Source organism: Pseudomonas sp. 7-41 (genome assembly GCF_021233075.1).
In the GTDB taxonomy this organism is placed as follows: domain Bacteria; phylum Pseudomonadota; class Gammaproteobacteria; order Pseudomonadales; family Pseudomonadaceae; genus Aquipseudomonas; species Aquipseudomonas veronii.
Genome location: NZ_CP089551.1, coordinates 2,651,454 through 2,670,356 on the forward strand (window position 1 = coordinate 2,651,454; position 18,903 = coordinate 2,670,356).

The window sequence follows — 18,903 nt, forward strand, 5'->3', positions numbered from 1 at the left end:
CCCGAGCACCTCGCCGCTCACGCTGGGCAACGCCGGCGTGACGGCGCGGAGCTTTTGCAGGGCCCTGGGCGCAGGCTCACTCGGTGTTTGTCGCCATCAGAAAGTTGCGCACTTCACCGGTGATATGGCTTTTGCTGCCTTGTTCGAGGATGCCGACCGTTCGCTGCTCCACCGCACCCGGTAACGCCAGGACACGCAGCTGTGGGTCGTGTTGCCAGTCGAAGTTTCTGAGCAGCGGAATAATCGCGATGCCGACGCGTTGTCGGACTAGTTCCGCGATGCCGATGATTGAGTTCAGTTCAAGGATCTGCTTGGGCTCGATCGCTTCCCGTCGGAAAAAGCGCTCCACTTTTCGGCCCACGGCGGTGGTTCTGTCATAGCGAATGAACGGCTGTGTCCTGAGCAGTTCAATGGCATCGTCGGTGCCCTGCGAGTGGGTTGCGCTGACCAACAACACCAACGGTTCTTCGTACAACCTTGTCCAGCTCAAGCCTTTGAAGTCCTGGCGTGTGGCCTCGATCAAGAGCGCGGCATCCAGTTCTCCGGTGAGAACCCGGTGCGCCAGTTCGTCCGAGCGCGCGGTCACCAGGGTGACGGACACCTTGGGATAAACCTCCTTGAGCCTGACCAGGCAGTTGGCGAGCAAGCCCATTGCCGAGGTGATCCCGCCGATCGTCACATCGCCTTCCATCGTGAGGTCAGTATCGTCGCCGGCGACCATGGCCGCGTAATCGTCGACCAGCTTCTTGGCTTTGGGCAGCAACAGCAGGCCTTCACGGTTGAGCTTGACCTGACGCTGGCTGCGATCGAACAGAGGGCGCCGGATCTCATCCTCGAGCGCACGCATTTGTTGCCCGACGGCGGCATTGGTCAGGGACACTCGATCTGCTGCGGCAGCAAAACTGCCGTATTGCGCGACGGCAATGAAGGTTTTCAGAAAACGGATGGTACTCATTGGGTGTTTCCGACGGGTTCAGTGCCAGGGATGGTAAAGGGTTTGTTTATGTTGGATAAAGGTAATTTAGATTTTCTTTCGTCTGGCGCGGCAGAATACTGGACGCTGTTCTGGAAGCAGCGATGACCCTATGAAAAGCCAGTCGAATGAAGCAATCAATCCCGCCGCCGATGCAGTGGCGAGCCAAGCCGCCAAGAGTGTTTATCACCTCGGCGCCACGACGGTGTACTCGCACACTGCCGATAGCCGTTTTGCCTACACGCTGTATGTACCCGCCTCGATTGAGGACCCTGAGCGCCCGGTCGACCTCGTGGTGTCGTTGCACGGCTCAACCCGGGCCATGGAAATCTACCGCAATGGCTTCGCCGAATTTGGTCGTTGGAACGATTGTGTGATTCTGTCGCCACTGTTTCCGGTGGGGGTGCTGGGAGATGGCAACGGCGACGGTTACAAGCAATTGGTGGAAGGCGATATCCGTTACGACCAAGTCCTGCTGGACATGGTCGCCAGCGTCGGCCAGAAGTACAACCGCCGCTTCGATACGTTCGCCCTGTTTGGTTACTCCGGTGGCGGACAGTTCAGCCACCGGTTTTGTTACCTGCACCCCGAGAAGCTGTGGGCCGCCTCGATCGGTGCGCCAGGCTCGGTGACCTTGCTGGACCCCAAGCAGAATTGGTGGGTCGGTGTGCGCGACTTCGAGACCCGGTTTGCCAAGCCACTGGACCTCGACGCCCTGCGCCAGGTGCCGATTCATATGGTGGTGGGCGAGGCCGACCTCGAAACCTGGGAAATCACTCACCGCGAAGGCGGCAAACATTACATGCCCGGCGCCAATAGCGCCGGTTGCACGCGGCCTGAACGGCTGGCGGCACTCAAGGCGAGTTTCGAGGCTCAGGGGGTCAAGGTGCGTTTCGATGTGCTGCCCAATGTGGCTCATCAGGGGATCAAGGCGATGCCGGCCGCCCAGGACTTTTTCGCCGAGGTGCTGCGAGTTCGTCGCGGCCGGCGTTGATCGATACCGCTGTAAAGAGGTGCAAGGGGCGCAATTGACGTCCCTGATGATTGCGTTGGTATCTGACAAAAGTACGCGCGATCGGTTGCTATAAAAATAATCACGACCTACCCATTCCGCTCCCGGCCCTGCCCATGGCTTAGTCCATCGACCGGAAAATTTTGTTCAAGGAGTCTTTCTCCCATGCATCACTACGTCAAAAAAGCCCTGTATTTCGGCGTGCCGACCCTCAGTCTGTGCCTTGCCGCCCTTACTCTGCAAGCCGGCGAACCGAGCCTGATCAAGGTTGGCTTCAACGGTGATATCCGCAGCACTGAACCTGGGGTCAATCGCGATGAAAACTCCGATGCGTTCATCATGCACATCGTCGAAGGTTTGGTGGCCTACCGCGAAGATGCGTCAGTCGGGCCGATGCTGGCTAAAGACGTCACGATCTCGGACGACGGGCTCACCTATACCTTCACCCTGCGTGAAGGGGTCAAGTTCCAGAACGGCAAGCCCCTGACCGCCGAGGACGTGAAGTGGACCTGGCAGCACTACCTCGACCCGAAAACCCAATGGCGCTGCCTGCCGGAGTTTGATGGGCGCGGGGTCTCGAAAATCCTCGACATCTCGGTTCCGGAACCGCTCAAGGTGGTGTTCCGCATCGATAAGCCCAACGGCGTGCTGCTGGCAACCATGTCCCGGCCCGACTGTGGCGGCAGCGGCATTGTGCATCCCGATTCGGTCGCGGCCGATGGCACCTGGATCGCGCCGATTGGCACCGGTCCGTTCACCCTCGGTCAGTGGAAGCAAGGCCAGTACGTCGAGTTGAACCGCTTCAAGGACTACACCCCGCGCGCCGAAGCGAAGCCGGACGGCTTTACCGGGAACAAGCAAGCGTTCGTTGACCGCGTGCGGTTTGTGGTCATCCCGGACGCCGCCTCGGCCAAGGCCGCACTGCTTTCCGGCGGTGTCGACGTACTGCCGGACGTGACCGCAATGGATGAGGCGGAGTTGAAAAATGTCCCCGGCATGCAGGTACGCACCAGCCCGGTGATGACGCTCGGCGGGCTGCTGTTCCAGACCCGTGACCCGTTGCTCGGCGACGTGCGTATTCGCCGCGCCGTGGCGCTGTCGCTGGACTATTCGCAGATGGTCGCAACGCTTTCCAATGGCCTGTCCACCGTCAACAACTCGATCATTCCGACCACCAGCGCGTATTACGACGCGACGGCGCATACGGGTTACCCCTACGACCTCGACGAGGCCCGGCGCCTGCTCAAAGCGGCGGGTTACCACGGCCAGCCGATCAAGCTGATCGTCAACAAGCGCTACCCGCAGATGTTCGACATGGGCGTCTTGAGCCAGGCAATGCTCCAGGCTGTCGGGGTGAATATCGTGCTCGAAACCCTGGAGTGGGGCGCCCAACTGGAGCGTTATCAGAGCGGCAACTTCCAGATGATGGCGTTCTCGTATTCGCCACGCTTTGACGCGGCGCTGAGCTATGAGTCGGTGACGGGGAACAAAGACAAGGAACCGCGCAAAGTCTGGGACAACCCCAAGGCGCTGGTGTTGTTGCGTGAAGCCCAGAGCGAGTCCGTCGCGCCAAAACGTCAAGCGCTGTTCGATCAATTGCACACGCTGATGCTGGCCGATGTGCCAATGGTGATGATTTACAACGGCACCAGTATCGGTGTCGTAAAAGCCGGCATCGAGGGCTATCGCTCCTGGCCGATCTCTAAACCGCGCCTGTGGGGCGTGTCGCTGGCGGCAACATCAAAGTAGGGCGTTCCCATGTTTCGATTCATATTGCATCGGCTGGGGATGGCTGTGCCCACCCTGTTGCTGATATCGGTGATGGTGTTTGCACTGATCCGCTTCATCCCCGGTGACCCTGCATTGTTGATGCTGGGCGACATGGCGGATGCCCAGAGCCTGGCACAAATGCGCAGTTCGCTGGGGCTGGATCACTCGGTGGTGACCCAATACCTGATCTGGATAAAGTCAGTGCTCAGCGGTGACTTGGGGTTCTCCATCAGCACGCGACAAGCCGTATTGCCGCTGTTGCTCGAGCGCTTCAGTGTCAGCGCGACGATTGTACTGGTAGCGGTTGCGCTGGCCACGCTGATTGCCGTGCCGGTAGGCCTGTTTGCCGCCTGGAAGCAGAACAGCGCGATGGACCTGGGGCTGGTGGCCGGCGCGACGTTGTTGTTGTCGATTCCCAGTTTCTGGCTCGGCCTGCTGCTGCTGTATGCCTTCGGGATCAAGCTGGGCTGGCTGCCGGTGGTGGGTTACGTGACGTTTGCGGATGATCCGCTCAAGGCGATCACCTATCTGGTGCTGCCGATTGTCACCCTGACCCTGGTGGAGTTTGGCGCCATCGCCCGCATGGCCAGGGCCAGCACGATTGAAGTGCTGCGCCTGGACTATATCGCCCATGCCCGCGCCAAAGGCTTGTCCGAAGGTGCGGTGCTGTGGCGCCATGCCTTGCGCAACGCCTTTGCGCCGACCTGGACGTTGGTGGGCTTGATCCTGGGCAACCTGCTCGGCGGCATTGCGGTGCTGGAAACGGTGTTCACATTGCCGGGCGTCGGGCGCCTGATGGTGGACTCGATCTTCGCCCGGGACTATCCGGTGTTGCAGGGCTGCTTGCTGCTGATTACCTGTATCTACGTGCTCGTCAACCTGTGTGTCGACCTGCTGTATCCGCTCTTCGACCCGAGGGTGAAGTTATGAGTGCCAAGCGAACGCTGCCAGCTGAGCCGGCGCGGAGTGTCGAGGCGCCGGCCCGACGCGCCTGGCGTTACCCGCCACTCAACGCCCTGATCGGCGGGGGCTTGTTACTGATCCTGATCGGCATGGCCTTGCTCGGCCTGGTCTGGACGCCCTACGAACCGTTGCGCCTGGATTTGCTCGCGCGGTTCCAGGCGCCGAGTGCGGCGCACTGGCTGGGCACCGATGAGTTCGGTCGCGATGCCTTGAGCCGGATGATGATGGGGGCGCGCACCAGCCTGTGGATCAGCCTGCTGTCGGTGAGTTTCGCAGTGGTGGCCGGAACGCTGATCGGCATGCTGGCCGGTTACCTGCGCGGCTGGACCGACCGGGTGCTGATGATGCTCAACGACGCCTTGCTGGCATTCCCCGGGATCCTCATGGCCCTGGGGATCATGGCGATCATCGGCGCCAGCCAGTACGGCATCGTTCTGGCCTTGGGGATCGCCTATACGCCGTCGGTGGTGCGGGTGGTGCGCGGCAGTGTGTTGTCGCTGCGCGAACTGGAGTTTGTCGAAGCCTCGCGGGTGATCGGCAACTCCGAGTTCTACACCATGCTGCGGCACATTGCGCCCAACTGCCTGGCACCGTTGTGTGTGTTGGCCACCAGTATGTTCGGTTGGGCCTTGCTCTCGGAAAGCGCCTTGAGCTTCCTCGGGCTGGGTGTACCGCCACCGGCGGCCACTTGGGGCAGCATGTTGGCGGCCAGCCGGCCTTATATCGCATCGGCTGCCTGGCTCGGGATCTTCCCCGGCCTCTTCATCAGCCTGGCACTGCTTGCCATCAACCTGTTCGGCGATGCCCTGCGCGATCGTCTCGACCCGCGCATGAGGAAATGATCATGACTGTTCCTACTGCCTTGCTGTCTGTGCAGCACCTGAAAATCCGTGCGGGCGTGCAAGGCCAACTGGCCGTCGACGACCTGAGCTTCACAATGGCCCCGGGCGAAATCGTCGCCCTGGTGGGCGAGTCGGGCAGCGGCAAAACCATGGCCGCACGCGCAGCGATTGGCTTGCTGCCGGCGCCGATGCAGGTGTGTGGCGGACGTATCGAGTTCAAAGGCGTAGCGCTCGACAGCCGCGACGCTCCCGCGATGCGGCGGGTGCGTGGCGCGCAGATCGGCATGGTCTTCCAGGAGCCGATGGTCTCGCTCAACCCGTCGTTGACCATCGGCCGGCAAATGAGTGAGGCCCTCAAGCTGCACACCGACCTGGACGCGGCCGAAATCCGTCGGCGTTGCCTGCAGATGCTGCAACGCATCGGCATCAAGGACGCCGAGCGCTGCCTGGCGTCATACCCGCACCAGTTTTCCGGCGGTATGCGCCAGCGCATCATGCTGGCCTCGGTGATGCTGCTGCGTCCTGCGTTGTTGATCGCCGATGAGCCAACCACGGCCCTGGACTGTCTGGCGCAGTTGGACGTCATCGAGCTGATGCTGGAGCTGACCCGCGAGCAGGGCACGGCGATTCTGTTCATCAGCCATGACTTGTCGCTGGTTGCGCGTTATGCCCACAAGGTAGTGGTCATGCGCAACGGCAAAGCGGTCGAGCAGGGCGGCATCCAGGAGATTCTGCTGGCACCGCGCGCCGACTACACCCGTCAGTTGCTGGAGGCCTTGCCCAGTCGCGGCGTGCTGGCGCCATTGCCGCCCGCCAACGGGCCGTTGCTCGAAGTCCGAGGCGTGTGCATCGAGCACCCGGGGCCGCGTTCGTTCTGGGGCAAAAGCCTTCCAAAACGCGTGGTGCATGGGGTGGACCTGAGCATCGCGCCTGGCGAAACCCTGGCCCTGGTTGGCGGCAGCGGGTCAGGCAAGACTACCTTGGGGCGGGCGGTGGTGGGGTTGGTCAACCCCTGCGCCGGGGCTATCCGCTTCAAGGGCGTGGACATCCTCAAGGCCGCGAACCGCGTACACCGGTTGCAGTGCCAGATGATTTTCCAGGACCCGTATTCCTCTCTCGATCCGCGCATGAAAATTGGCCAGATTCTGGCTGAACCCCTGCGCCACGAGCCGGGCATGAGCCCCGCGCAACGTCGGCAGCGTGTCGCCGAAACGCTGGTGGATGTCGGGCTTGCCGAACATTTCGTCGAACGCTTTGCCCACCAATTATCCGGTGGGCAGCGTCAGCGCGTGGCAATCGGGCGGGCACTGGTGCGACGTCCGCAGTTGGTGATTGCCGACGAGCCGATTTCGGCACTGGACATGACCATTCAGAAACAGATTCTGGAGCTGTTCGAACGCTTGCAGAAACAGTACGGCTTTGCCTGCCTGTTCATTTCCCATGACCTGGCGGCGGTAGAGCGTATCGCCCATCGCGTTGCCGTGATGAACCAGGGCGAAGTGGTCGAGATCGGCGACCGCGACGCGATTTTCGACACGCCGCAACACCCTTACACCCAGCAGTTGTTGGCTGCCGCCAGCCCGCTGGAACGACTGGCTGGCGGAGGCTATCGCATCCGCACGCGCTAGGCATTGCTTCACCCAGGACCTGAACGCTGTCCCGCCTCGCGTCAATCGCCGATTGACGTGACGGGCAACGCCATGCCCGAAGAAAACAAAAACATCACCCAACCCCCGTACTGCCAGGAGCCAGCACCATGAAAAACACCATCACCCATGTCGTCACCGGAGCAGGTCTGATCGGCGCCGGTTTACTGCCTGCGTTCGCTCAGGCGGATTTCATCAAGGACAGTCGTGCGTCACTGGAACTGAAAAACTACTACTTCAACCGCGACTACCGCGAAGGCACGGGCCAGTCCCAGCGCGCGGAATGGGCGCAGGGCTTTCTGCTTAACCTGCAGTCGGGTTTCACCGAAGGCACCGTCGGTTTTGGCCTCGACGCCGTCGGCATGCTCGGCTTGAAACTCGACTCGAGCCCCGACCGTTCCGGTTCAGGCCTGCTGTCGCGCAACAGTGAGCCAGAACCGGGCAAACCCAGCTACGCCCGGCGCGCGCACGACGAGTACTCCAAGTTTGGCGTGACCGGCAAGGCGCGCTTTGCCCAGAGCGAGTTGCGGGTCGGCTATATGGTCCCGGACCTGCCGACATTGCAACCCAACCTCAGTCGCTTGTTCCCGCAAAGCTTCAGCGGTACCGCGTTGACCTCCAAAGACCTCAGCGGGCTGACGATCAGTCTCGGCCAGTTGGACAAGGTCAAGCAGCGTGACTCGACCGACTACGAGGACATGGGCCTGACCAGCCAGTCCGGGGCCTATAAGAGTTCGGCCAAAAGTGACCGGTTTCGTTACGCCGGCGCGGATTACAAGCTCGGCGCGAGCACTTTGGCCAGCTACCAGTGGGCGCAACTTGATGGCCTGTACAAACAGCAATACCTGGGCCTGAAAAACAGCTTCGGCCTCGGGCCCGGGACGGTGAAAACCGACATCCGTTACTTTGATGCCAGCCAGGATGGCGCGGGGTTGGCGGGCAAGGTGGATAACCAGGCGCTGAGCACGCGCATCGGCTACAGCCTGGAGGGCCACAGCCTCAGTGGCGGCTATCAGGCGCAATACGGCACGACGCCGTTCACTTACGTCGACGGCACTAACACCTACCTGTTCACCGAATACCAATTGAGTAACTTCTCCCAGACCGGGGAGCGCACCTGGCATGCCCGCTATGACTACGACTTCGCCGCGCTGGGGGTGCCCGGGCTTCTGTTTTCGACGCGCTATGCCAATGGTGACAACGCCAAAGTCAAAGGCTTCCAGGGCGAGGGCCGCGAGTGGGAACGCGACTTCAGCCTCGGCTATGTGGTGCAGAGCGGGCGCCTGAAAAACGTCTCGCTGCGTTGGCAGAACGCGAGTGCGAAAAGCAACTACACCCGTGACACCAACGAAAACCGCCTGATCCTGGGCTACACCCTGGCGCTCTGGTAGGCGTCGATGCCATGCACTGCCGTAGGCGCCGGCTTGCCGGTGCCTACAACCGATCTGCGTTGTGCTGTGCGGATTGAGGTTTTTTCATCACCGATCATCAAGGAGCGCCCATGAGCGATCTTTCCGGCAACACCCCTACGTCCCAGGCCGCCTCGGCGTTTTGGGCGCCGTTCACACCGATGCGCCAGTTTCAAAAGCAGCCGATGATGTTCGCCAGCGCCGAGGGCATGCATTACACCACCACCGATGGCCGCCGCATTCTGGATGCCATGGCCGGTCTGTGGTGTGTGAATGCCGGCCACGGCCAGGCCCGAATTGTCGAGGCGATTCGCGAATCGGCCGGGCGCCTGGACTTCGTATCCTCATTCAAAATGAGCCATCCCCACGCGCTGGAAATGGCTGAGCGCTTGATCGCCATTGCCCCGGCCGGCATCGAGCAGGTGTTCTTCACCAACTCCGGTTCCGAAGCGGTCGACACCGCGCTGAAGATTGCCCGGGCCTACCATCAGGCGCGTGGCGATTGCCGCAGGACCAAGTTCATCGGGCGTGCCAAGGGCTACCACGGCATGGGGTTCGGCGGCCTTTCGGTGTCTGGGCTGGGGCGTCAGAAGCGCGATTTCGGGCCATTGCTGGGGGAGGTCTCGCACCTGCCCTTGCCGTATGACGCGAGCATGCGCTTTACCGCGGGCCAACCGGCCACTGGCGTCGAATACGCCGATGCGCTGACGCAGCTGTTGGAAGTGCAAGACCCGAGCACGGTGGCGGCGGTGATCGTCGAGCCGGTCACCGGTTCCGGCGGTGTCTATCCGCCGCCACAGGGGTATTTGCAGCGGCTGCGCGACATCTGTACTCGGCACGGCGTGCTGCTGATCTTCGACGAAGTGATCACCGGGTTCGGTCGTGTCGGCGCAAGCTTCGCCGCGCAGGCGTTCGGCGTCACTCCGGACCTGATCACCACCGCCAAGGGCCTCACCAACGGCGCGGTGCCGATGGGCGGCGTGCTCGTCAGCGGGCGGGTCTATGAAGCCTTTATGGCCGGCCCGGAGAACGCTATCGAATTGATGCACGGCTACACCTATTCCGCCCATCCGCTGGCCTGTGCGGCCGGCCTGGCGACGCTGCGGGTGCATGAGGAATTGGGGATCAACCAGCACGTGCTGGCGGTCAGCGATCTCTGGCAAGCGGCCGCGTTGTCGCTCAAAGGCGTCGGGCCGGTGGTGGATGTCCGCGCGATTGGCTTGCTGTGTGCTGTCGAGCTGCAAGCGTTGCCAGCCGCGCCGGGTGTCAGGGGCGCGCAAGTGGCGCAGTGGTGTTTCGATCACGGCGTGCTGGTACGGGGCTCGGGTGACACCATCGTGATCTCGCCGCCGCTGATTATTTCCCCGGAGCACATCGCGCAGGTATTCGAAACCTTGCGCGAGGCGTTATGCCAGGTTGCGTGATTGAGTCGAGGAGCGGTTATGACGGATCTATTGGATTTTTACATCGACGGGGCCTGGGTCAGGCCCGATAGCCAGGTGATCGAAGCCGTGATCGATCCGTCCAGCGAGCAGGTGGTTGCGCGGATCATCCTGGGCAACGAACGCGACGTGAACCGTGCGGTGGCGGCGGCCAAAGCGGCATTCGCGAGTTTCTCCGCGACCACGCCCGAGCAGCGTATCGAACTGCTCGAGAGGATCATCGACGGCTATCAGCGGCGCAGTGAGGCGTTGGCTCTTGCGGTGCATCAGGAAATGGGCGCGCCGCTGTCACTCGCCAGAACGGCCCATGTGCCGGCGGGGCTGGGCCATCTGGTGCGGGCCCTGGAGGTGTTGAAGCGCTACCCGTTCGAAACAATGCTGGGAAGCTCGCGGGTGATGCGTGAGCCGATTGGCGTGTGTGGCCTGATCACCCCCTGGAATTGGCCGCTCAACCAGCTCACCTGCAAAGTCGCCCCGGCGCTGGCCGTCGGCTGCACGGTGGTGCTCAAGCCCAGTGAGCGCGCGCCGCTGTCGGCGCTGATTTTTGCCGAGATTCTGCACGAGGCCGGCGTGCCCCAGGGGGTGTTCAACGTGGTCAATGGCGACGGTCCGGGTGTCGGCACGGCGCTGTCGCAGCATGCCGATATCGACATGATCTCGTTCACCGGCTCGACGCGGGCGGGTATCGCGGTGGCCAAGGCGGCGGCGGATACGGTCAAGCGAGTCGCCCAGGAACTGGGCGGCAAGTCGGCCAATATCCTGCTCGACGATGCCGATCTGCCCAGCGCGGTGCGCCATGGGGTGTTGGGTTGCATGCGCAACAGCGGCCAGTCGTGCAATGCACCGACCCGCATGTTGGTGCCGCGGGCGTTGCATGCCCAGGCGGTCGCAATCGCCTGCGAGGTGGCGGCCCAGGTGTGTTTCGATGATAGCCGGCCCGCCACGGCCATCGGGCCGGTGGCCAACGCCATGCAGTTCAATCGGGTCCAGCAGTTGATCGAGCAGGCGCTGTGCGAAGGCGCGTTGCTGGTGGCCGGTGGAACAGGGCGCCCAGACGGCGTGACGACAGGGTTCTACGTCAAACCGACGGTTTTTGCCGATGTCGAGCCGCACATGAGCATCGCTCGCGAAGAAGTGTTCGGCCCGGTCCTGGCGATCATTCCGTATGACAGCGAGGAGCAGGCGGTGCGGATCGCCAACGACAGCGTGTACGGGCTGTCGGGGTACGTCACCTCGTCGGACCGCGAACGCGCCAGGGCTATCGCTCGACAGTTGCGTACCGGCATGGTCCATCTCAATGGTTGCAAGGCCGACCAGGACGCGCCTTTTGGCGGCTACAAACAGTCCGGAAACGGGCGGGAATGGGGGGTGTTCGGGTTTGAGGAGTACCTGGAAACAAAGTCAGTGTTTGGCTATTAGAAAGGAACAGGTTGGGGCGCCCCGATGAGCACCTGGCCGCGACGCGGGGTAACCCGGCCCGAGGCCGGGTTTGTGTTGCTCCAGAAGGCCTATGCGACGGCCACATTTGAACGATCCGCCCAGCCCAGGTGAATCACTGGGCGGTCATTCACCATAGCTTCCAGGTGTAATCGACATTCACCCGTAGCTCATTGTCGTCCCGATGGCTGGCCTGGGCGGCGAAATCATTACGGTACCATGCGTTGCGCACGCGCAGATTCAGGCCTTTAAGGGGTGTGCTCTGAAGCACATAGTTCAGTTCGATATCTTTTTCGCTTTCCTTCAGGTTGCTGCCGCCCAGTTTGGGTAACTCAATGTTGTCGCCGCTGACGTAACGCAGCATGCCATTGAGCCCGGGCAAGCCCAGCGCGGCAAAGTTGTAGTCATAGCGCACCTGCCAACTGCGCTCCTTGGGGTTGAGGAACTCCGAGCTCAGCGTGCCTTCGGTGATGACCAACGGCTCGGTGCCGAACAGGTAAGGCATGGCGGTCTTGCCGGTCAGTTGCATGTAGCCGGCGCCGAATTTGTGCGCGCCCAGGCTGTACGTCAGCATCAGGGCGGCGTTGCGATTGTCCACGGGGCCGGCCTTGGCGGCACCGTTTTCACCGGTGACGAACAGGCGCACGTCGCTTTTCAGGCGGCCGGGGCCCATCGGGCGATTGTCGACGAAACCGTAGAAATCCTTGCGATAAAGGTCAGCCAGTTCGGCGTGGTAGTACTTGAGCGTCAGTTGCGGCGACCAGGCATAGTCGCCGCCGAGGAAGGTAAAACGGTCGGATTCGGCGGCGCCATTGAAGCGGCCGTTGGGCGAGGCTACCGACATTTTCTGGTAGTGGGTGGAGTCGCGCAGGTTGATGCGGTCGAGCCAGCCGACGTGCAGGGTCAGGTTGTCGATCTCCTGGGACTTGAGGTACGTGCCGCGGAAGGTCTGCGGCAGCAGGCGGGTAGGGCTGGCGAAGGCGATTGGCAGAAACGTGCTGATGGTCCCCAGTTGCAACTCGCTCTTCGAGGCCCGGGCCTTGGCGGTCAGGCCCAGCTCCGAATATTCGCTGGCCGGTTCACGGGTCTGGTGGTTGTACGGTAGCAGGCCGGTGCCCGTGCGTGCGGGCGAGGAGTCCAGACGTGCGCCCAGCAAACCCTGGGCGTCCAGGCCGAAGCCGACAGGCCCTTCGGTATAGCCCGAGCGCATGTTGAGAATGAAGCCCTGCGCCCATTCGCGGGCAGCCGCCTGCGGCGTGGCGTTCACGTAATTGCGATCGAAGTAATAGTTGCGTATCACCAGATCGGCCTGGCTGTCGTCGACAAAACCGGCGGCGCAGGCCTGGTCTACGAAAAAAACACAGGTGCAGGCGCTGACGCCCCGAAAGAAGTTCCTGAGCATGGCAGTGTTCACTTTTATTGTTGTAGGGGGATGCCCCGCGCCATCGTGGCGCGGAAGGCGAGTACGGATTGGCGCTCAGTCAGCCGGGCAGCGGTTGCGGCGCAGCGACAGGTAAAACATCGCCAGCGCGGCGATGACAATGCCGGGTGCCGAGGCCATCATCACGCCCGTGGTGCCCGTGCCCAGTGCGAGCATCTTGCCGGCCACCAACGGGCCGCTCATCGCACCCAGCCGGCCAATGGCGACGGCGCTGCCGACGCCCGTGGCGCGAATCGACGGACGATAGAAATGCGGGGCCAAGGCATACAGCACACATTGCCCGCCCGTGGCGAAGAACCCGGCGACGAAGCCGGCCGCCAGCATGCTGTGCCATTGGGTGGCCATGCCCAGCGCAGTCAGTGACGCGAGGATGCCGAGGTAAATCAGCGCCGACAACGCCCAGGCCGGCAGGCGATCCATGACCCAGCCCAGCAACAACGTGCCGGCCGCCGCGCCAAATTGCAGCGCGAGCATCACCCAACTGGCCTGAGAACCGCTGAAGCCCTGGCCGACCAACAGGCTCGGCAGCCAGTTGATCAGGATGTAAACCACCATGAGCGTAAAGAAGTAGCTGACCCAGATCATCACGGTCGGCCATGCCGCGCCCCCGCGGAACAGCCCGCTGGCCACACTGATCGGCGCGGCGTCGCGCACGCTGCGAAACGCCGCGGATTCCGGCAGATAAACCCCCAGCAGCGGCACGATCAGCAACGGCACGATACCGCCGACGTAGAACACCACTTGCCAGCCGCCGGCCAGTTGCGCAATGCCAATGCTGGCCGCCAGCGCCGCGCCCAGGGGCACGCCGCAATACATCAGGCTCACGGCGCTGCCACGCAGGCGCGGGCCAGCCACTTCACTGGTCAGCGCGATCAGGTTAGGCAGTGCCGCGCCCAGGCCGACGCCTGTGAGGCAGCGCGCAACCAGCAGGCTGTTGAAGTCCCAGGCCATGGTCGTGACCAGCGAGAACAATCCGAATAGGGCCACCGAGGCCATCAACACCCGTTTGCGGCCAATGCGATCAGCCAGCAAACCGCCGAGAAACGCTCCGGGCAGCAGGCCGAAAATGCCGGCGCTGAAGACCCAGCCCATGTGTAGTTTGTCCAGTTGGAACGCTGCCGCCATGCCTTGGGCGGCGATGCCCGAGGCTTGCAGGTCGAGGCCTTCCATCAGGGCGACGAGGAAGCACAGACCAATGGTCCGCGCCATGTACAACGGTGTCAGCACGTTTAGCGATGTCATGGGAAATACCCGTTTTATTGTTGTAATGGGCACAGCAAAACCGTCCGGCCGCTGCGTGGGCGACCGGACGGGGGGATGCACGGTTCAGCGTTTGAGCAGGTCCAGCGCGACGTCGACGATCATGTCTTCCTGACCACCGACCATGCGGCGTTTGCCCAGCTCGACGAGGATGTCCACGGTCTTCAAACCGTACTTGGCCGCAGCGATTTCGGCATGGCGCAGGAAGCTCGAATAGACCCCGGCATACCCCAGCGCCAGGGATTCGCGGTCGACCCGCACCGGCCGGTCCTGCAACGGCCGCACGATGTCGTCCGCTGCGTCCATCAAGGTGTAGAGGTCGGTGCCGTGGTTCCAGCCCAGGCGTTCGGCGGCGGCGATGAACACTTCCAGCGGCGCGTTGCCGGCCCCGGCGCCCATGCCGGCGAGGCTGGCGTCGATGCGGTCGCAGCCTTCCTCGACCGCGGTGATCGAGTTGGCCACGCCGAGCGAGAGGTTGTGGTGGGCGTGCATGCCGGTTTCGGTTTCCGGCTTGAGCACGGCCTTGAACGCACGGAAGCGATCACGGATGTCCTGCATGTTCATCGCGCCACCGGAGTCGGCCATGTACACGCAGGTGGCGCCGTAGTTTTCCATCAGCTTGGCCTGGGCGGCGAGCTGCTCGGCCGGGATCATGTGGCTCATCATCAGGAAACCGACGGTGTCCATGCCCAGTTCACGGGCGTATTCGATGTGCTGTCTGGAGACGTCGGCCTCGGTGCAATGGGTGGCGATCCGCACCACGCGGGCACCGGCGTTGTAGGCCGCCTTGAGGTCATGCACGGTGCCGATGCCGGGCAGCAACAGCGTGGTGATCTTGGCGTGGCTGATCACGTCGGCGGCGGCTTCGATCCATTCCAGGTCGGTGTGCGCGGCGAAGCCGTAGTTGAAGCTCGAGCCTTGCAGGCCGTCGCCGTGGGCGACTTCGATCGAGTCGACCTTGGCCTTGTCCAGGGCACGGGCGATGTCCTGCACGTTTTGCAGGGAATACTGATGACGCACCGCATGGCTGCCGTCGCGCAGGGTCACGTCGGAGATGTAGATTTTCTTACCGTTCATGTCGCTCTCCTCAGGCCTGTTGCATCGACTGCGCCATGCGCTCGGCGGTAGCCAAGGCTGCGGAGGTCATGATGTCGAGGTTGCCAGCGTAGGCCGGCAGGTAATGGGCGGCGCCTTCGACTTCGAGGAACACCGAGGTTTTCAGGCCGGAGAATTTGCCCAGGCCGGGGATGTTCAGCGGCGCATCTGCCGGGATCACGTCGAACTGCACGTTTTGCTTGAGGCGATAGCCCGGCACATAAGCCTGCACGGCCGCCGCCATTTCGACGATAGAGGCTTCGACCAGCGCCTGATCCGCCGCTTCGGACAGCACAAACACCGTGTCGCGCATGATCAACGGCGGCTCGGCCGGGTTCATCACGATGATCGCCTTGCCCTTGGCCGCGCCGCCGATGACTTCGATGGCCTTGGACGTGGTTTCGGTGAATTCGTCGATGTTGGCGCGGGTGCCGGGCCCGGCGGATTTACTCGCGATCGAGGCGACGATCTCGGCGTAATGCACCTTGGCCACGCGCGACACCGCGGCGACCATCGGGATAGTCGCCTGGCCGCCGCAGGTGACCATGTTGACGTTGAGCTGATCGAGGTTCTGCTCCAGGTTCACCACCGGCACGCAGTACGGGCCGATGGCTGCCGGTGTCAGGTCGATCAGGCGGATGCCGGGCTTGATCGCGCGCAGGAACGCATCGTTCTGCACATGCGCGCCGGCCGAGGTGGCATCGAAGACGAAGTCGATGTGCTGGAACACGTCCATGCGGGTCAGGCCTTCGACGCCTTCGTGGGTGGTAGCCACGCCCATGCGCTGGGCGCGGGCGAGGCCGTCGGAGGCCGGGTCGATGCCGACCATGACCGCCATTTCCAGGTGTTTGGCGTTGCGCAGGATCTTGATCATCAGGTCGGTGCCGATGTTGCCGGAACCGATGATGGCGACTTTGAGTTTATTCATTGTTATTGCCTCATATGCACGCAAGTCGCCGATTACTCGGCGCGACTGTCTACCGAGAAGTTCACGCCGACCCGGCCGATGCCGTCGATCTCGGCCTCGAACCGATCACCGGCAGCGACCGCCACCATCGGCCCCAGCGCGCCGGTGAGAATGATGTCGCCGGCCCGCAGCGGATCGCCCAGGCGCGCCATGGCGCAGGCCAGCCAGACCGCCGCATTGAGCGGGTGACCAAGGCATTCGGCGCCACTGCCGCTGGACACTTCTTCAGCGTTGCGGGTCATCCGCATGCTGGCCTGGCGCAGGTCGAGCCCATCGAGACGTCGAGCCGGGCCGCCGAGTACGAAGCAGCCGCTGGACGCGTTGTCAGCCACGGTATCGACGAAGCGGATGTTCCAGCCCTGGATGCGACTGCCGACGATTTCCAGGGCCGGCACGACCCAGCCGGTGGCCGCCATCACGTCGGCGAATGTGGTGTCGGCGCGGGGCAGGTCGCGTTCGAGGATCAGCGCGATTTCAGCCTCGATCTTCGGTTGCAGTACGCGGCCGCTCGGCACGGTGGCGTTGTCGCCGTAGCACATGTCGGCAAACAGGGTGCCGAAGTCCGGCTGGTCCACGCCCAGCTGGGCCTGGACCTTGGGGTTGGTCAGGCCGATCTTGCGCCCGACCACGCGGCGCCCGTTGGCCACGCCGTGGTCGACGTTGAGGCGCTGGATGGCATACGCGGCGGCGTTGTCTGCACCGATCCGCTCGCGCAGCGGCCCGATGGCTTCGCCGTGGTCTTCGGCCTGGCGCAGGTCGGCGGCGAGTTGTTGCAGGGTGTCTTGAGTCAGCGTCATGTCAGCCTCGATGATCAGTGGGTCAGGAAGTCCAGGACCATGCGGTTGAACTTCTCGGCGTGTTCCCACTGCGCCCAGTGGCCGCAACGGTTGAACACGTGCAACTGTGCCCGGGGCAGGCCGGCCAGCAGGCGCAAGCCGGTGTCCATCGGCACGAAGCGGTCCTCGCGGCCCCAGACGAGCAGGGTGTCGGCGCTGATTTCGTGCAGGCGGTGGCTGAAATCCGGAAATTGCTTGGGGTTGAGCGTGCTGCTCTTGACGAAGTTGTCCAGGTGATCGCGGCGCGACAGGATGTTGTCCAGGCGGGTCTGGAACAGCTCGTCGGTGAGGCCGCTGGCGTCGAAAACGAAGACATTCATCATCTTCTTCAGGTTCTCGATGGTCGGGTCGCGGTACAGCGCGCCGATCAGTTTGATGCCTTCGGTGGGCTGCGGCACGAAGGCACTCGGGCCGCCGGTGCCGCCGCCCATCAGGATCAGCTTGCCGATCCGCTCAGGGTATTCCAGGGCGAAGGCGACGGTGCTGTGGGCCCCCATCGAATTGCCGATGATGTGCACGCGCTCCAGCCCCAGCACATCGAGCAGGCCCTTGAGCGCTTGGGCATTGAGGTTCGAGCGCGAGCCTTCGCTGACGATCGTGTCGCTTTTGCTCCAGCCGGGGCAATCCATCAGGATCACGCGAAAACCGGCATTCACCAGCGGCTCGATATTGCGATTGAAGTTGGCCCAGCCGCTCGCGCCCGGCCCGGAGCCGTGCAGCATGACCACGGTGTCGGCGCCTTCGCCAAGGTCGTTGTAGTGCAGTTGCAGGTCCAGGTCGCCTTCCTTGATACGGGCAAAGCGGCTGGTGGAGGCTTCACTGAAAGCAGTGGCAGTCATGGCAGTGTTCCTTGAATTCATGGGTGAGGGGGCAGCGGCTGTGCGCCAAGCGCACCGAAACCTGCGATCCACTCGGGAATCGGGCGGTAGTAGCGGCCTTCGGTCTGATACGGGCCGAAGGCACTCAGGGCCGCGAAGGCGGCGACCCAGGTTTTGACTTCATGGGTCGACTTGCCGGCCAGCGCCGACAACGCGTCATTGCCCAAGCTGTCGAGGTCGCGCATGCGGCCCTGTTCGAGGCTGTCGAGAAACTGCTGATCCCAGGCCGGGTTCAGCGGGTGCAGGCTGTTCGGGTCTTCGACGAAAGCGCGGGCGGCTTGAATCACCCGGTTCTGGCGGGCCTGTCGTTCATCGGCGGGGAGCTGACGCCCGCTGCCCATCAGACGGTCTGCCATGCGTGCGTCGACCTTGGCCAGTTCCGGTACCGGTGGCTGATGGGACAAGCCACCGGAAGCGAGGAACAGCACACGTTTATCCAGCGCTTTGGCCCATTGGCCGATCGCTTCACCCAGCAGTCGGGCGCGTTTGAAACTCGGCAGCGGTACGGCCACCGAGTTGATAAACACCGGAATCACCGGGCAGCGCTGCAAGCCGCCGAGCAACAGTTCCAACGGTTGCGCGAACCCATGGTCGACCTGCATGCGATACGACACCGCGGCATCGACACCGGCATCCAGCACCGCCTGGGCGCAGGATTCGGCCAGCGCTTTGGGCACGTCGAGCGGGCCGGCGGCGGTGTCGAAATCGCCAATCGCGTGGGCCGCCATGCCGATGCAAAAGGCCGGCATCACGTCGTAGAAAAAGCCGTTGTAATGGTCGGGAGCGAACAGCACCACCAGCTGCGGGTCGAAGCGGGCGATGCGCTCGCGCGCGGCGTCGATCACGCCGTCGACTTCAGCCAACACATGCGGCGCCGGATCGACGTAGCCCACCAACGGCGTATGAGACAAACAATGCACAAAGGCGCTCAT

Annotated in this window: 16 protein-coding genes; 8 read left to right on the forward strand and 8 right to left on the reverse strand. The window is 63.0% G+C overall.

Translation table 11 applies throughout. The features are described 5' to 3' along the window. Window positions 1-76 precede the first annotated feature (76 nt). Window positions 77-955: a LysR family transcriptional regulator gene (locus LQ249_RS12055; protein ID WP_079443503.1), complete on the reverse strand. Its 879-nt coding sequence runs from the start codon at window positions 953-955 to the stop codon at window positions 77-79. Window positions 956-1,085: 130 nt separating this feature from the next. Between LQ249_RS12055 and LQ249_RS12060 the strand changes: the two genes are divergently transcribed. The 8 genes from LQ249_RS12060 (at window position 1,086) to LQ249_RS12095 (ending at window position 11,476) form a co-directional block, all read left to right on the forward strand. Next, entirely contained in the window at window positions 1,086-1,967 is an 882-nt protein-coding gene (locus LQ249_RS12060) for a hydrolase (protein ID WP_046383954.1), read from the forward strand. 183 nt (window positions 1,968-2,150) lie between these two features. Beyond that, on the forward strand, window positions 2,151-3,734 hold the full coding sequence (locus tag LQ249_RS12065; protein ID WP_046383953.1) for an ABC transporter substrate-binding protein: 1,584 nt from the start codon (window positions 2,151-2,153) through the stop codon (window positions 3,732-3,734). Between the two features lie 9 nt (window positions 3,735-3,743). Next, the gene (locus LQ249_RS12070) at window positions 3,744-4,685 is read left to right on the forward strand and encodes an ABC transporter permease (protein ID WP_046383952.1); all 942 of its coding nucleotides are present in this window, start codon (window positions 3,744-3,746) and stop codon (window positions 4,683-4,685) included. Further along, a complete protein-coding gene (locus tag LQ249_RS12075) occupies window positions 4,682-5,560 on the forward strand; it encodes an ABC transporter permease (protein ID WP_169881419.1) in 879 nt (292 codons plus the stop codon). Before LQ249_RS12070 ends, LQ249_RS12075 begins: the two co-directional genes overlap by 4 nt. 2 nt (window positions 5,561-5,562) lie before the next feature. Then, complete coding sequence (locus LQ249_RS12080; protein WP_079443504.1) at window positions 5,563-7,188, forward strand: ABC transporter ATP-binding protein; 1,626 nt, start codon at window positions 5,563-5,565, stop codon at window positions 7,186-7,188. A gap of 128 nt (window positions 7,189-7,316) precedes the next feature. After that, window positions 7,317-8,597, forward strand: coding sequence for an OprD family porin (locus LQ249_RS12085; RefSeq protein WP_046383949.1), 1,281 nt, complete (start codon window positions 7,317-7,319; stop codon window positions 8,595-8,597). Window positions 8,598-8,707: 110 nt separating this feature from the next. Then, window positions 8,708-10,039 carry an aminotransferase class III-fold pyridoxal phosphate-dependent enzyme gene (locus tag LQ249_RS12090; RefSeq protein WP_057005587.1) on the forward strand — a complete coding sequence of 444 codons (1,332 nt, stop codon included), beginning with the start codon at window positions 8,708-8,710 and terminating at the stop codon, window positions 10,037-10,039. 18 nt (window positions 10,040-10,057) lie between these two features. After that, the gene (locus tag LQ249_RS12095; RefSeq protein ID WP_232566488.1) at window positions 10,058-11,476 is read left to right on the forward strand and encodes an aldehyde dehydrogenase family protein; all 1,419 of its coding nucleotides are present in this window, start codon (window positions 10,058-10,060) and stop codon (window positions 11,474-11,476) included. A 148-nt stretch (window positions 11,477-11,624) separates the two neighbouring features. Here LQ249_RS12095 and LQ249_RS12100 read toward each other — a convergent pair whose 3' ends face one another. From LQ249_RS12100 to mhpB, 7 genes are all read right to left on the reverse strand, one after another. Then, entirely contained in the window at window positions 11,625-12,896 is a 1,272-nt protein-coding gene (locus LQ249_RS12100) for an OprD family porin (RefSeq protein ID WP_046383946.1), read from the reverse strand. A 75-nt stretch (window positions 12,897-12,971) separates the two neighbouring features. Beyond that, window positions 12,972-14,177 (reverse strand): 3-(3-hydroxy-phenyl)propionate transporter MhpT, encoded by a 1,206-nt coding sequence (mhpT, locus tag LQ249_RS12105; protein ID WP_057005589.1) that lies wholly within the window; start codon window positions 14,175-14,177, stop codon window positions 12,972-12,974. Between the two features lie 84 nt (window positions 14,178-14,261). Further along, window positions 14,262-15,272: a 4-hydroxy-2-oxovalerate aldolase gene (gene dmpG, locus LQ249_RS12110; RefSeq protein ID WP_232566489.1), complete on the reverse strand. Its 1,011-nt coding sequence runs from the start codon at window positions 15,270-15,272 to the stop codon at window positions 14,262-14,264. A 10-nt stretch (window positions 15,273-15,282) separates the two neighbouring features. Further along, the gene (locus LQ249_RS12115; protein ID WP_090234805.1) at window positions 15,283-16,218 is read right to left on the reverse strand and encodes an acetaldehyde dehydrogenase (acetylating); all 936 of its coding nucleotides are present in this window, start codon (window positions 16,216-16,218) and stop codon (window positions 15,283-15,285) included. A 32-nt stretch (window positions 16,219-16,250) separates the two neighbouring features. Then, the gene (mhpD, locus tag LQ249_RS12120) at window positions 16,251-17,054 is read right to left on the reverse strand and encodes a 2-keto-4-pentenoate hydratase (protein ID WP_017847921.1); all 804 of its coding nucleotides are present in this window, start codon (window positions 17,052-17,054) and stop codon (window positions 16,251-16,253) included. 14 nt (window positions 17,055-17,068) lie between these two features. Next, on the reverse strand, window positions 17,069-17,932 hold the full coding sequence (locus LQ249_RS12125) for an alpha/beta fold hydrolase (RefSeq protein ID WP_017847920.1): 864 nt from the start codon (window positions 17,930-17,932) through the stop codon (window positions 17,069-17,071). A gap of 17 nt (window positions 17,933-17,949) precedes the next feature. After that, window positions 17,950-18,903: a 3-carboxyethylcatechol 2,3-dioxygenase gene (gene mhpB / locus LQ249_RS12130; protein WP_017847919.1), complete on the reverse strand. Its 954-nt coding sequence runs from the start codon at window positions 18,901-18,903 to the stop codon at window positions 17,950-17,952.

Coding starts and splice junctions, on each gene's coding strand:
- LQ249_RS12055 (WP_079443503.1), bottom strand. CDS start 955: ATGAGTACCATCCGTTTTCTGAAAACCTTCATTGCCGTCGCGCAATAC.
- LQ249_RS12060 (WP_046383954.1), top strand. CDS start 1,086: ATGAAAAGCCAGTCGAATGAAGCAATCAATCCCGCCGCCGATGCAGTG.
- LQ249_RS12065 (WP_046383953.1), top strand. CDS start 2,151: ATGCATCACTACGTCAAAAAAGCCCTGTATTTCGGCGTGCCGACCCTC.
- LQ249_RS12070 (WP_046383952.1), top strand. CDS start 3,744: ATGTTTCGATTCATATTGCATCGGCTGGGGATGGCTGTGCCCACCCTG.
- LQ249_RS12075 (WP_169881419.1), top strand. CDS start 4,682: ATGAGTGCCAAGCGAACGCTGCCAGCTGAGCCGGCGCGGAGTGTCGAG.
- LQ249_RS12080 (WP_079443504.1), top strand. CDS start 5,563: ATGACTGTTCCTACTGCCTTGCTGTCTGTGCAGCACCTGAAAATCCGT.
- LQ249_RS12085 (WP_046383949.1), top strand. CDS start 7,317: ATGAAAAACACCATCACCCATGTCGTCACCGGAGCAGGTCTGATCGGC.
- LQ249_RS12090 (WP_057005587.1), top strand. CDS start 8,708: ATGAGCGATCTTTCCGGCAACACCCCTACGTCCCAGGCCGCCTCGGCG.
- LQ249_RS12095 (WP_232566488.1), top strand. CDS start 10,058: ATGACGGATCTATTGGATTTTTACATCGACGGGGCCTGGGTCAGGCCC.
- LQ249_RS12100 (WP_046383946.1), bottom strand. CDS start 12,896: ATGCTCAGGAACTTCTTTCGGGGCGTCAGCGCCTGCACCTGTGTTTTT.
- mhpT (WP_057005589.1), bottom strand. CDS start 14,177: ATGACATCGCTAAACGTGCTGACACCGTTGTACATGGCGCGGACCATT.
- dmpG (WP_232566489.1), bottom strand. CDS start 15,272: ATGAACGGTAAGAAAATCTACATCTCCGACGTGACCCTGCGCGACGGC.
- LQ249_RS12115 (WP_090234805.1), bottom strand. CDS start 16,218: ATGAATAAACTCAAAGTCGCCATCATCGGTTCCGGCAACATCGGCACC.
- mhpD (WP_017847921.1), bottom strand. CDS start 17,054: ATGACGCTGACTCAAGACACCCTGCAACAACTCGCCGCCGACCTGCGC.
- LQ249_RS12125 (WP_017847920.1), bottom strand. CDS start 17,932: ATGACTGCCACTGCTTTCAGTGAAGCCTCCACCAGCCGCTTTGCCCGT.
- mhpB (WP_017847919.1), bottom strand. CDS start 18,903: ATGAGCGCCTTTGTGCATTGTTTGTCTCATACGCCGTTGGTGGGCTAC.